This is a genomic window from Desulfamplus magnetovallimortis, from assembly GCF_900170035.1.
In the GTDB taxonomy this organism is placed as follows: Bacteria; Desulfobacterota; Desulfobacteria; order Desulfobacterales; family Desulfobacteraceae; genus Desulfamplus; species Desulfamplus magnetovallimortis.
In genome coordinates this window covers 103,754-116,735 of record NZ_LT828543.1, presented here as the reverse complement: position 1 = coordinate 116,735, position 12,982 = coordinate 103,754, and the positions used below count along the sequence as shown (strand labels likewise).

Annotated in this window: 11 protein-coding genes; 1 reads left to right on the top strand and 10 read right to left on the bottom strand. The window is 40.1% G+C overall.

Features of this window, described 5'->3' with window-relative positions:
* Positions 1 to 26: 26 nt before the first annotated feature.
* The 3 genes from MTBBW1_RS09155 to MTBBW1_RS09145 all read right to left on the bottom strand — a co-directional run bounded on the left by MTBBW1_RS09155 (position 27) and on the right by MTBBW1_RS09145 (position 4,199).
* Positions 27 to 1,196, bottom strand: coding sequence for a diguanylate cyclase domain-containing protein (locus MTBBW1_RS09155; RefSeq protein WP_186441177.1), 1,170 nt, complete (start codon positions 1,194 to 1,196; stop codon positions 27 to 29).
* A 19-nt stretch (positions 1,197 to 1,215) separates the two neighbouring features.
* The gene (locus tag MTBBW1_RS09150; protein WP_080802342.1) at positions 1,216 to 1,944 is read right to left on the bottom strand and encodes an EAL domain-containing protein; all 729 of its coding nucleotides are present in this window, start codon (positions 1,942 to 1,944) and stop codon (positions 1,216 to 1,218) included.
* Between the two features lie 227 nt (positions 1,945 to 2,171).
* Positions 2,172 to 4,199: a methyl-accepting chemotaxis protein gene (locus MTBBW1_RS09145; RefSeq protein WP_186441176.1), complete on the bottom strand. Its 2,028-nt coding sequence runs from the start codon at positions 4,197 to 4,199 to the stop codon at positions 2,172 to 2,174.
* 795 nt (positions 4,200 to 4,994) lie between these two features.
* Here MTBBW1_RS09145 and MTBBW1_RS28280 point away from each other — a divergent pair.
* Complete coding sequence (locus MTBBW1_RS28280) at positions 4,995 to 5,144, top strand: hypothetical protein (RefSeq protein WP_186441175.1); 150 nt, start codon at positions 4,995 to 4,997, stop codon at positions 5,142 to 5,144.
* Positions 5,145 to 5,149: 5 nt separating this feature from the next.
* On the opposite strand, the gene MTBBW1_RS09140 is transcribed toward MTBBW1_RS28280, so the two are convergent.
* The 7 genes from MTBBW1_RS09140 to MTBBW1_RS09110 form a co-directional block, all read right to left on the bottom strand.
* Entirely contained in the window at positions 5,150 to 5,929 is a 780-nt protein-coding gene (locus MTBBW1_RS09140) for a carbon-nitrogen family hydrolase (RefSeq protein ID WP_080802336.1), read from the bottom strand.
* Between the two features lie 171 nt (positions 5,930 to 6,100).
* Entirely contained in the window at positions 6,101 to 7,213 is a 1,113-nt protein-coding gene (gene ald / locus MTBBW1_RS09135; RefSeq protein WP_080802333.1) for an alanine dehydrogenase, read from the bottom strand.
* A gap of 535 nt (positions 7,214 to 7,748) precedes the next feature.
* Positions 7,749 to 9,347, bottom strand: coding sequence for a sigma 54-interacting transcriptional regulator (locus MTBBW1_RS09130; protein WP_087881745.1), 1,599 nt, complete (start codon positions 9,345 to 9,347; stop codon positions 7,749 to 7,751).
* Positions 9,348 to 9,368: 21 nt separating this feature from the next.
* Positions 9,369 to 10,739: a 16S rRNA (cytosine(967)-C(5))-methyltransferase RsmB gene (gene rsmB, locus MTBBW1_RS09125; protein ID WP_186441174.1), complete on the bottom strand. Its 1,371-nt coding sequence runs from the start codon at positions 10,737 to 10,739 to the stop codon at positions 9,369 to 9,371.
* A 99-nt stretch (positions 10,740 to 10,838) separates the two neighbouring features.
* Positions 10,839 to 11,786 (bottom strand): methionyl-tRNA formyltransferase, encoded by a 948-nt coding sequence (gene fmt, locus MTBBW1_RS09120; RefSeq protein WP_080802329.1) that lies wholly within the window; start codon positions 11,784 to 11,786, stop codon positions 10,839 to 10,841.
* Complete coding sequence (locus tag MTBBW1_RS09115) at positions 11,783 to 12,409, bottom strand: peptide deformylase (RefSeq protein ID WP_080802324.1); 627 nt, start codon at positions 12,407 to 12,409, stop codon at positions 11,783 to 11,785. Before MTBBW1_RS09115 ends, fmt begins: the two co-directional genes overlap by 4 nt.
* Before the next feature lie 11 nt (positions 12,410 to 12,420).
* Positions 12,421 to 12,982: riboflavin kinase (locus tag MTBBW1_RS09110; RefSeq protein ID WP_281255628.1), on the bottom strand; the 562-nt coding region annotated here is incomplete at its 5' end.

The window sequence follows — 12,982 nt, the reverse complement described above, 5'->3', positions numbered from 1 at the left end:
CCAATAAAGAATGTTATAGGGCGATTCTAACCAATGCTTAAAATTTCATTTTTACCGTGAAAATACCCCAAATTGTTTTTGTGATCATGGCTCCTACCCTTTGGATTAGACCATGAAGGTTTTGCAAGATCGTTTGTTATGGAGTCTAATAAAGAGCAATGGTTATTTGTAATATATTTCATGATGTTTTCAACACAAAAGCCGCTACTGGAATTTTTTGCTTTTTTCTTCAGCTTAGCGATTATGTTGGCAGCTTCCTCAATGGAACAGAATCGATCCACCTGGGAGGGTAATTCCAGAATGGCTGTACTGATGCTTACAAGCGGAATTTTTTGTTTTTTCCCATCCCTGTTATTTGCAAGGATATAGCCGTTTTTTATAGCCTCTGTATCATAGAAGCTCTCTGCTCCCAGCCTGAATTTTTCAGTCATTTGTTTCATTTCTATGCAGACATGTTTGATATTGCCGCCTTTTATTCCCAGAAAAAAATCATCTCCTCCTATATGGCCTGCAAACCTGTTTTCATAAATTTCAGCATCTTTTAGAAGCTCCGAGAACATCAGAATAAGCCGATCGCCATTTCTGAATCCATAGGTGTCATTAAAGGGTTTGAAGTTGTCAAAGTCAAAGTAAACAAGCAGGTAGCTTGAGCTTGTATCAACAAGAGCTCTTGAAAAATACTCATGAATCATGGTGTTACCTGGCAACTTGGTAAGTGGGTTCTGGTTTCTTGCAAAGCTCAAGTTTTTTTCATTTATGATTTTCAACAGGGACTGGGGTCTTATAAATCCAACATATTTGTGGTTATCCACAATAAGGATACCTTCATTACTATTGAATTGGGCATAAACTTCAAGCATTTTTTCAACTGAAGAGTGAATGTCAGCAACAGGGATTCTGGTCAGAAAACCATTGAGATCCTTTCCAAAAGCTGGATTTTCAAGAAGCTGTCTTCCAAATTTATGAAACAAAAATTTTTTAAATGCAGTCTCCTTAATGATACCCAAGGGCTCTTCATATCTGTTGACCACAGGGAAAAATGTGTGCTTATCTTCCTGCCGGAACTTGTCAAAAAGGCTCATGGCATTGCAACTTGAGGAGACAGGTGGAATGTACTCAATTTTATTCCTTATAAGATCCCTGTCTTTGATGGAATCATGGCGTTGATCCTGTTTTGTGAGGGTCTCAATATGCATGTATTGAAGCTGCATTTCACTAATATTCAGAGTTGGCCTCTGGACAAAAAAAACCCTGCACCATATCACAGCCAATGTTTCTGCAGCTTGTCAGTTCATCAACGGTTTCCACGCCCTCTGCCATAACAAGGCTTCCCATGAAGTGAGCCATATTAACTATAGTTGCAACCAGAAGACGTTTTTTAGGATCATTTTCCATGTTCTGTATAAAAAAACGATCAATCTTAATATAATCAGGTTCGGCATAATATAGGGTCTGAAAACCTGAAAAACCTGTTCCGCAATCATCAACCGCAATTTTAAAGCCTTGGGACCTGTAATTTGACAATGTTTTAATTGAACTGGAAGTGAGGGATATGTCATGCTTTTCAGAAATTTCAAAGCAGAGATCCTCAAGACAGTAACCAAATTTTTCAAGTGCATAAATCGTTTGACCAGGTTCGTAGTCACTTGAGCAAAGCAGTCGGTTGTCAAGATTATAAAAAAGCTTGATTCTTCTGCCCTGTTTGTACTCAGCAAACTTTTCAAGGGCTTTTTTTCTCAATTCAAGATCCACATGATGAAGCACATCTTCCTGCCATGCCTGATCAAACAGCTCATCAATGGATTCAAAACCTGCTTCTCTGTAATTTCTTAGAAGGGCTTCAAAAGCAAAGGCATTTCCTGTATGAATATTGACAATGGGCTGGAATGCATATTCAATCTTTTCAATACAGGATTTCCACCTTTTTTCTGCAAGTTCTATCATTATTCTTTCCCTTTTATCTCTACTGCCTCTTCAAGTTTAGGAATGAGTCTTAAATAATTTGCCAATTTCAAAACAGGCGACCACTTTAAGCCGTACTTTTGAGAATTCTAAATGGACACATTATTTCGTATTCATTCCTTAAAATATCGGGTAGATTTTCCATACAATTGAGAGGTACTCTGAACTTTTGGTTCTGATCATCATTGCGTCCACTCATCTGTTAAAACTTATGCTGCCTTTTTTTCAGTGGCAATTTCCGGATTGATGCTGTCACATCTTTTTGTCCCCATGGTTCGTAAGGTATCTTTTTTTGAACCAAATCCTTTTTGCTGTTTATTTGATTCTTTTATTGCATCATTTTTTCCGGAATTCCTGCGAACGCACAAAAGAGAGTTACTATCCATACCGATAATCGACAATTTTTGCATAGCATTGCCCAGAAGATCGTCAAGACCATCCAGAAGATTCCGGCTCTCTTCTTCAACCCTGCCTGACAATATCCTTGTCTGTTCTGCAGCGCTTTTTACCTCCTGGATTCGACCGGAAACATCCTGTGTTTCGCAGGCTGTCATATCTGCATTCCGGACAATATCAGCTGTGGCCTGTTTCTGCTCAGACATTGTTATTTCGATGCGCTTTCCGGCCTGGCTCAGGGAAGAGATACGCTCTTTCATACTCTTTATACTGTCAATGATATTATGGCTTGCCTGCTGTATGGCGAGAATCTTTTCCGAAATATCTCCTGTGGCCGTCTCTGTCTGATTTGAAAGAGTTCTTATTTCAGAAGCCACAACAGAAAAGCCATTCCCTCCGGAATCTGAACGCGCAGCTTCAATATTGGCATTTAATGCAAGAAGTTTTGTCTGACCTGAAATATCTCTGACAATTTTAATAATTGAGGCAATTTCAGTGGATGCCTTGTCAAGAGCATCAATATCTGTCATTGACTCTTCTGTTACAGAGATCATTTTTTCCACAAGATCATTTTGTGTTTTTATCTGGCTGCCAATATTTTCCACAGAAATTTGGAGGCGACCGGCTGCTTCTGAAACTGCATCTGTATTTGCTGCTGTGTGGTTTGCGGAATCGTTTACCTGTGATGACTGGGACTCGGTGCTTATTGCCAGGTCATGCAGAGTTGATGCTGCCTCAGCCATATTTTTTGATTTTGAACCAAGGGAATGGATCATCTCGGTCATAAGGGCAATGAGGCCTTTGACCATCTTTTGCTCTTCATGTTTACGATCTCCCTCATTTTTTAGGTTTTCAAGTGCTTCTTTAAATCCCTGGACAGTACGTGCCAGCACTCCTACTTTGTCAAAACGATTTTTAAACGGAATTTCGGTCTTTTGGCCTTTCTGTATTCTGCTAATTACCTGGGCAAGAGTGCGAAGTGGTTTTTCAATAACAAACCATGTGACAAGGTAAAGAACCATAAGATTGACAATAATAGTTGTCATTGCAATAAAGAAAGTTAATCGCTCTTTCTGTTGCCTGAATTTTTTGATATCAAGATCTTCAGTAACAATTTTATTTACAAACTGAACAATCTCGTTGCGGACTTTTTCAGCTTCAATTGCTTCATCTGCAAGCATCCCTGTCAGTGATGCGATGGTTTTTGTCAGATTCTCTTTGCTGTCGGAGTTGGAAAGTCTGTCAATTTCAGCATTTACCTTTGAGCGCTCTTTTTGAGGGTCCGCACAGGGAAGTTGAATCATTTTTACAGAATCCATGAAATTGTCATGTTCGTCCATCAAGCCCTGAACAACTATCAGTGAGTCATTCATGATATGAGTGATAAATTTACCCTTTGAAATATCCCTTTTTTGTGTCCTTGAAAACAGTGAAGCATATTGACTGCGACCTTTGAGGAACTGCTCACTCTTGTCAGGATAATTGCTGTCAATCCATGTCAGAATATCCTTTGTCGGGTTAACCTCAAAATATTGCGGTATCTGAAGGTATTTATCCTGAAGGTTGACAATTTCATTCCTTAAATGCTGGCTTAAGCCATCCCTCAGCGCTGTTACCCCTTCAATTTTGACACTGATATCTCTATTTGCGTTCCAGTTGACAAAAACCAGGAGACCAATGCATAAACTGGAAACCAGCCCAACAACAACGACAAGCTTCATACCAAGGGTCAAAAATGATTTGTGTCCCCCTGTAATTATTTCGTTATTTGCAGTTTCTTCTTCAAATTGAACAGATTCTCTCCCTGAATCCATACAGGCAGAAATATTACTATCATCCATAGTGGACTCCTTTGAATTGCTTAAAATCAACATTTTTTGAGCACAAAAGCCATTAGATTTATAATTTCAACAACTTATCATTCTCAGATATATGCTCAAAATCAACATTTTATCGCTTTTTCCATTTACTGAATTTGTCTGAATCAGGATAGCCAGGATAAAAAAGATGTTCAGGATAGATAATTCTGCCTTATCTTTGTTAATCTTGGGAATTCTGATTCAGACAGTATTATAAAACGAATTAATTAGGGAGGTATAAGGAGAAAGTTAAATTTATGTTTAGTATAGAGTTGCTTTTGAAATATATTGACATTAAACTCAATTTATGAATAGCATTCATTTCAAGAGTATTGTCGAATCTGAAAATAAGGATTCAAAAAGTGGGTATCTTTCATTTATCGGTTTACACTTTTCTGAACCATGATTTTCATGATTAAGGGATTTTCTTGATTATTCATCATGTTAATCCTTAAATCCTTTAATCATGGTTCAAAATTTTCGAAAAGTGTAAACTACTTTTGAGCTGATATGAAGGATGCCAAAAAGTGGTATCCTTCATTTCCCAGCTTACACTTTCTGGAATAACATACCTTATCTTTCGGGCATCTCCATAAAAAAAAGTGTAAAGTACTTTTAACGTGGAAATGGATACAATTTTCCATATTCGGGGGTGGCTGGATGGCAGCCATGCCCGTTTACCGTGAAAATGACTATCATTTTTATATTTGGGGGTGATTGATACGTAATCAATCATGCCTGTTTACAAAAAAAGCTGTAAAAAAAGAGAGGTGTGTCATGAAAAAGATTATAGGATTTATTGCATTGGCAATGATTGTTTTATCATCTTTTGCATATGCCGGAGGAGATCAGAATCACGGAGGCAAAGGAGAGGGGTCAACAGGTTCTGATGGCGGAGGAACAACAACCCAGAACCGTGGTCAGTAACTGCCTTAGGTTATAAGATTTACCCTTCGGCTCTTCAGAACAGGAAACTCTTCTCTTGCGCTTTGAATCTCTTTTGAGTCTATTTCAACCTTTAATATGCTCTCTTTGTCACCAGCTCCGGCAATAACTGTGCCCCAGGGATCAACAACCATGCTGTGCCCAACAAACCTTGTATTTCTATTCATATCCACTGAATTAGCAGAGATAAGATAACACTGGTTTTCCAACGCCCTGGTTCGGTTAAACAGTTGCCACGCTTCCAACCTTGGATATGGCCAAGCAGAGCATATCAAAAAAAATTCCGCACCCAGATCAACCATTTTTCGGAAAAGCTCAGGGAACCTGAGATCATAGCAGGTAGCCATTCCAATCTTTCCAAGGGAGGTGTCTGCTACAGTAACAGAATTGCCAGGTGTCAAAATCCGTGTTTCAAGAGAATTGTATCCAAAAAGATGGATTTTACGATAGTTGGCAAGAAGCTCACCTTCAGGTGATACAAGATAACTTGAGTTGTAGTATTTGCCGTTTTCACACTCAACAAAACTGCCGGTGTGAATGTAAGCTGATATCTCCCTTGCAGCATTGACAAGCATTGTCATGGTTGGGCCATTGCGCTCTTCTGAAGTTGAAATATAGCTGTCAAAGCTCATGAATCCCACATTCCATATCTCGGGTAAAATAACAAGGTCTGCTCCCCTGCAACAACGAATTTTTGCAAGAGCTTTTTCAATTGCAGCATTTTTATCGTCCTCAATCACAGCCATCTGAATTGATGCTATTTTCATTTTTCATTTTCCCTTTATGTTAAATCAAAGTCGCCACCTTGTATGCCCTCGCAATCATGAGAGTATATACAAAAAAAGGACAGACACTTAAGTGTCTGCCCCTTGATACAATTCAGTTTTTTTCATGCCTGTCAGGGAATCTTTTTATGCCTGTCAATGCACTTTACGACATTAAATAAGATCATCAATATTTGTATAATCAAGGTTCCAAGCTTCTGATACAGCCTTGAATGTTACCTTACCATTAACAACATTGGCACCTTTTTTGATCTCCTCGCTATCTTTAATAGCCTGTTTCCAGCCTTTGTTGGCAATCTGAAGGGCATATGGAAGAGTAGCATTGGTCAGAGCCTGTGTGGAAGTTCTGGCAACAGCACCTGGCATATTGGCAACACAGTAATGAATAACACCTTCAACTACATAGGTTGGCTCTGTGTGTGTGGTGGCTTTTGAAGTCTCAAAACATCCACCCTGATCAATGGCAACATCAACAACCACTGAACCATCTTTCATATCTTTGAGCATATCCTTTGTCAAAAGCTTTGGAGCCTTGGCGCCAGCTACAAGTACAGCACCTATTACCACATCAGCTTTTGTGACAAGCTCCCTTAAAACAACAGGGTTTGACATTACAGGGAAACAGTTGGCAGGCATAACATCATCAAGATATCTCAAACGGTTAAGATTAGTGTCAAGTATATAAACTTTTGCTCCAAGTCCGCAGGCCATTTTTGCGGCATTGATTCCAACAACACCACCGCCTATAACAACAACTGTGGCAGGTTCAACACCTGTTACTCCACCAAGAAGCACACCTCTTCCACCCTGGGGCATCTCAAGGTATTTAGCTCCTTCCTGGGCAGCCATGCGACCGGCAACCTCACTCATTGGTACAAGCAGGGGCAGAGAACCATCTGGTTTTTCAATGGTTTCATAGGCTATGCAGACAGCTTCACTTTTAATAAGTGCTTTTGTCTGGGCTTCGTCAGCAGCAAGATGGAGATAGGTAAAAACAATTTGGTCTTTTCTGATGAGATCGTACTCTGAGGGCTGTGGCTCTTTTACATGCATTACCATGTCGGATTTTTCATATATTTCTGCCGGAGTCCCTATGATTGTGGCACCTGCTTCAACATATGCAGAGTCTTCATAACCGCTTCCTTTTCCAGCATCTTTTTCCACAAGAATTGTGTGACCGTTAGCCACCATTACAGAAACACCTGCGGGGGTCATGCATACACGTTTTTCAGCTACTTTGATCTCTTTGAGAATTCCAACAATCATGTCCTGTCTCCTTTTTAATTTTCAAAAAAATATTGATACTATTTTCCAGATTAATTGAACTTTCTAATTCAGTCATTGAGGGGTTAAGAGAGTCATCCCCGATTTTGTTATTTGTTCTGTTAATTTTGTTATTTGGTGGTGTCCCAAATCCGTTGATCTAATAAGGAAACGACTCTATTGATAAGTATTTCCAGAGAGTCGTCCACAGGTTTGGGACACTACCTGTTATTTGTTCTGTTAATGTGTTGAAAATCTGTATAGCAAAACAAATGCCATCAATTGACTATAGAAAATGATAAAAAAAGTTAATATACTGAAATTTATCATTAAAATATGCTCATTTTTTTTATTGACCCCGTTTACTCCTCTCTATCTATTTTCTGGAAGGTTTTGAAAAGAAGTATTTTGCATAAAACAATAGAATATACAACGAAATATGCCATAATATAATGAGATGTGGTAATAAAAAATACCATTATTAAAAATTTAATTCATTATCTATCTGAATTAATTAAACTTAAATGTTTATATGCTTTTAGTTTCCAGTGGTAATTAAAACATCCATCTTAATATCATACTTCTTCATTTTCTTTAAAAGGGCAGGGTGAGATATGCCAAGAGCAAGGGCTGACTTGCGTACTGTCTTAAGATTTTTCAATGCATCCACAATAATCCTTTTTTCAAGCTCTGCCACTTGTTCTTTAATGGGTTCAATTGTCCTATTTTGGGAATGGACAATATTTTCATGATGGTTGCTAAGTTCGTGACTGAAAAGAATTGCATCCTTATCAATGGTAGTCCCCCTGGATATAAATGCAGCTCTTTCAATTACATTTTTTAACTCTCGAACATTACCTGGCCAGTCATGTTGAACAAGTTTTTCCAGGGCATAAGGAGTAAGGGGCGGAACTTTCTTGCCAAGACGCATGAAAAGCCGGAAAAAGAAGTGTTCCAGCAAAAGGGGAATATCCTCTTTTCTGTGTTTCAAAGGGGGGATATGTATGGGCAGCACATTTATTCTGTAGTAAAGATCCTCACGGAACTTATTCTGCTTTACCAGTTGATCAAGGTTTTTATTGGTTGCAGTAATAATTCTTGCATTTACAGGAATCTCCCTTGTTCCTCCAATTCTTCTTACAGCCTTTTCCTGCAAAAGCCTTAACAGTTTGGCCTGGGAACCCATTGGCATCTCTGCAATTTCATCCAGAAAAACGGTTCCCTGGTTTGCAGTTTCAAAAAGCCCTGCCTTTCCCTCTTTTTTGCCTCCGGTAAATGCCCCTCCAACATAACCGAAAAGTTCGCTTTCAAGGAGCTGCTCCGGAAGGGCTGCGCAGTTTATAGGAATATAGGGGCCTTTTCTGTTGCTCTCCGTGTGGATCGCGCTTGCAAAAAGCTCTTTTCCGGTACCGCTTGCACCATGAATGGCAACAGTGACATCTGTGGCTGCAATCTTCTGGGCAAATGCTATGGCCTCTTTAATGGCCTCGGTGTTACCGATAATGTCGCCAAAACTTATACCTTCCATCTCCTGTGAGATTGATCGTGCAAGTTTTCTGATCTCATGCATCTCCCTTGCAATTTCAACTGCGCCTATAATCCGGCCTGATGAATCCCGTATTGGCTTGCAAGTTGAAATATACTGATATCTGCCACTGTCGGTGATAAGGTTTTGCTTTGCATTATTGACCTTTTTGCCTTTAAGAGATTCCAGGATCTCATAATGGGATAAATCAAGGCTTTTTATATGCTTTCCCACAAGTGATTCTGGTGTCTGCATAAAAATGGCGCTTGCAACCTGGTTTATGGTGGTAATATTGCCATCTTTGTCAATGGAGACAACACCGTCACTCATGTTGTCAAGTACCACCCTGAAACGGTTTGCTTTCTCCTCCTGTGGAAGAATGTCAATAAACTGAAACTCCATAAAACTTTGAATCTCATCAAAGATATGGGAAAGAGCCTCTTTATCTATTTTTTTTGTAATATTTTCAATTTCCGTATATACATGTGCTTCATCCTCTTTGCGGTCAACATCCATGGAGATAATGTTAAAACCTGAACCGGCAAGGGTTGTTGAGATATCAGCAACAATGCCCATTCGATCTTTAAAGCGAAGTTTTAACTTGTAATTCAACGGAAAACAACTCCTCTGGATTCAGGAAAAATTTTCAAAAAGCACTGCAAAAAAACCGTCCATATCAAGATTGTCAGGATATGTTCTGAAAAATCCTCTGTCCGAGACACTCTTGTTTTTCAATGCTGCATCAAGTGTAGGAAAATGATTTTTAACCCTGAAATCTCTCCTTTGATCAAGAAACCACTCCACAACATCTTCGTTTTCTCTAACCTCGCATGAACATACGGCATAAAGAAGCAGGCCGGAAGGCTTTACAAGGTTGGCAGCGCTTAAAAGCATTTTTTGCTGACGTATGGCAAGGCGTGCCATATCTTTTTTGGTAAGTTTCCATTTTGAATCAGGGTTTTTTCTCAACACTCCAAGTCCCGAACATGGTGCATCCACAAGTACCCTGTCAAAAAGCTCTCCCTGAAAATCAGCAGGTAGTGCTTTTAAAAGGTCAATGTTACAGGTTTTAACTATTGTTATACCAAGGCGATCCATTTCCTGTGCAAGGCGCTCAAGTTTTGCAGCATCTGTATCTGCTGCGATCACTGTGCCTCTATTCTGCATAAGCTGTGCTGTATGGCCTGTCTTACCACCAAGCCCTGCACAGGCATCAAGAATCCTCTCACCTGGCTGGGGAGAAAGAATCTCTGTTACAAGCTGGGCTGCTTCATCCTGTACCTGAAAAAATCCTGATTTGAAAGAATCTGTCTCATGTATAGCCTTAGCAGGTCTTGTAAATGATATTCCAACACTTGAAAAACTGGTTGGTGCAATGTGCTCCACATCATTTGAAAAATTGTAAATCAGTTCTTCTCTGTTAATCTTAAGTGTATTGGTTCGAATGGTGATGGGAGGAATCTCGTTTATGGTTCGGCAGAGCAGATCTGTTTTATCAAATCCAAAACGGGAGATCCATTTACGTACAAGGGTAATTGGCATGGAAGCTGATATTGAAAGATAAAGTTCAGGCTTCTTTTCCTGATCTGGAAGAGCAACTGTATTATATTGCTCAGTTGCCTTTCTAAGGACTGCATTGACAAAGCCTGCTGTTCCCTTGTGTGATTGCCTTTTTGCCGCATCCACAGCCGTGTTGACAGCGGCTGATACAGGTATTCTATCCATGAAAACCACCTGGAACATGGCCATACGCATAATGTAAATTATATCTGGCTTCAGGGTTGTAATATCTCTGTCCGAAAATGGCTGAATCAGCCAGTCAAGGTAGTTCTGCCAACGAAGTGTTCCGTAGATCAAAGCATTTGCAAGGGATCTGTCCCTGCGGGAGAGGGTATCCATAAGAGATGAAAACTGTTCAATAACAGCATCAAGGGGGCGACGGGTTCTGCTGTTTTCAATTAAAACTGCAATGGCAGTCTGGCGGGGGTCACAGGATGTGTCCAAAATAGTTGTTTGCTCCTAAAGCGAAATTTCATAAGTATCAGGAATTCTTATAGTCATTTAGAGAGAATATTTAATCCTCTCATCGGTATCTTTTAGGTTCTAAAGAAAGCATTCACCTGTGCCAAGTCTGTTTCCCCTTAAATACTCTTCAGAACATAGACACTTGCCAGATGCTCCCTGAAGCTCAAGAATGGCAATGGCGCCAGAGCCCGCCCTTACATGAATCTCGTCACATGTGCAGTTAATAACAGTTCCTGGAGGCTCATCAGATTTTATATCCATGCACCTTACCTTCATGACTCTTATTCTCTTGTCATTGATAAAGGTGAATGCCCCGGGCCATGGTGTCATTGCCCTTACCTGGGCTGATATCTCTTCAGGTTCCATGCACCAGTCTATCCTGCCATCCTCTTTTTTCAGCATCGGAGCAAATGTTGCTTTTGAGTGATCCTGTGGTTCTGGAGTTATGGTGTTATCTGCAATACCTTCAAGGGTTTTTATTATAAGCTCTGCACCCATTATGGAGAGGCGGTCATGGAGGGTCTGGGCAGTTTCATCTTCTGTAAGTTGAGTTACGGCCTTGAGGAGCATATCTCCTGTATCAAGATCTGTATCCATGATCATGGTGGTAACACCGGATTCTTTATCCATGTTCATTATGGCAGCCTGGATTGGGGAAGAGCCTCTGTATGCCGGCAAGAGGGATGCATGGATATTTATGGGATAAATGGTTGGGATATCAAGCATTTTTCTGCTTAACTTGTGTCCGTATGCAACAACAACAAAAAAATCTGGCTCAAGGGCTTTTAATTTTTCAAGAATTGCATCTTCATCCTTTCCGGAGATTTTTTTAGGTTGAAACACCTCAATGCCAAGTTCAAGAGCAGCCTCTTTAACAGGAGGAGGAGAAAGTTTTCTTCCTCGCCCTTTTGGTCTGTCAGGCTGGGTTATAACAAGAGAAATATCATGTGCCGCTGCAAGTGCTTTAAGGGGAGGGACTGAAAACTCCGGTGTTCCCATGAAGATTATTTTCTGGCGTTTTCTCATTTGCTTTTGAGCCTTTTCATGATCTTTTTCTTGTACATGTTTCTTTTCAGGACACTTATATGGTCGATGTAGAGAATTCCATTAAGATGATCAATTTCGTGCTGAAGGATCACAGCCTGAATATCTTCGGCATCAAACTGAATTTTCTTGCCGTCAATATTTAGTCCCTTTACAGTAATCCTGCTGAAACGCTTTACATTTGCATTGAAATCAGGAACACTCAAACAGGCTTCACTCTCTGAAACAAGGCTGCCTGATGCTGATACTATTTCAGGATTTATGATGGCTCTTGCGTCATTTCTGTTAAAGGGTACATTGTCCTTAGAAGTGTTCTCTTGTTCCTGGGTTGTCTCATTTTTATGATCTGCTTCCTGAAGCTCTTTCTCATTTTTCTGTTTTTCACAATCTTCAGTAGAAGAGTCAACTCCTGCAACTGTGTTGTAAACAATAATTCTTTTATCACTGCCGATCTGGGGAGCGGCAAGGCCAACCCCGGGTGCGTCAAACATGGTATCTATCATGTCTTCAATCAGTAGCAGTGTCTCTTTATCAATATTTTCAACAGGAACAGCCTTGCGAAGCAGAAAAGGATCCGGGTATTCAAGAATTTTTAATAAAGCCATATAAATATACCTTATAATCTGGTTTTGTTGGAGAGATCTTCAAACAGTGTTCTTGCAGTCTTAATATCAGAGTTGATCTGGGTTGCCAGCTCTTTTATTCCAGAAAACTTTTTCTCATCCCGTAAACGCTTGATCATATTGACCCTGATTCTTGTGCCATATATGTCGCCGGAAAAATCAAGCACATGGACTTCTATGGTAAAAATATGATCCTCAAAAGTCGGGCTGTAGCCAATATTGGCAACTCCTGTAAAATTTCCGTTAACCGTCTCTACAGTAACTGCATAAACCCCCATTTTAGGACAAAGCTCATCGTGGAGTTTTATATTTGCAGTTGGAAATCCAAGCTGGCTGCCTCCCCTTTCTCGACCTTTTATAACCTTCCCCCTTATCTGGTAATATCTTCCAAGATATTTTGGAGCCTCATCAACCCTGCCTTCCATGACAAGTTTGCGAATCATGGTGCTGCTTATACGGTTCTCGTCAGATGAGCCTGATGTGGATGTCCCTGAGCAGGAGCTGCCTGAGTCGGATGTGTCTGATGCACTATCTTCTATGCAGAACCAGTCCGGC

Coding starts and splice junctions, on each gene's coding strand:
- MTBBW1_RS09115 (WP_080802324.1), bottom strand. CDS start 12,409: ATGGCTTTATTAAAAATTCTTGAATACCCGGATCCTTTTCTGCTTCGC.
- MTBBW1_RS09150 (WP_080802342.1), bottom strand. CDS start 1,944: ATGATAGAACTTGCAGAAAAAAGGTGGAAATCCTGTATTGAAAAGATT.
- fmt (WP_080802329.1), bottom strand. CDS start 11,786: ATGAGAAAACGCCAGAAAATAATCTTCATGGGAACACCGGAGTTTTCA.
- MTBBW1_RS09140 (WP_080802336.1), bottom strand. CDS start 5,929: ATGAAAATAGCATCAATTCAGATGGCTGTGATTGAGGACGATAAAAAT.
- MTBBW1_RS09155 (WP_186441177.1), bottom strand. CDS start 1,196: ATGCATATTGAGACCCTCACAAAACAGGATCAACGCCATGATTCCATC.
- ald (WP_080802333.1), bottom strand. CDS start 7,213: ATGATTGTTGGAATTCTCAAAGAGATCAAAGTAGCTGAAAAACGTGTA.
- MTBBW1_RS28280 (WP_186441175.1), top strand. CDS start 4,995: ATGAAAAAGATTATAGGATTTATTGCATTGGCAATGATTGTTTTATCA.
- MTBBW1_RS09145 (WP_186441176.1), bottom strand. CDS start 4,199: ATGGATGATAGTAATATTTCTGCCTGTATGGATTCAGGGAGAGAATCT.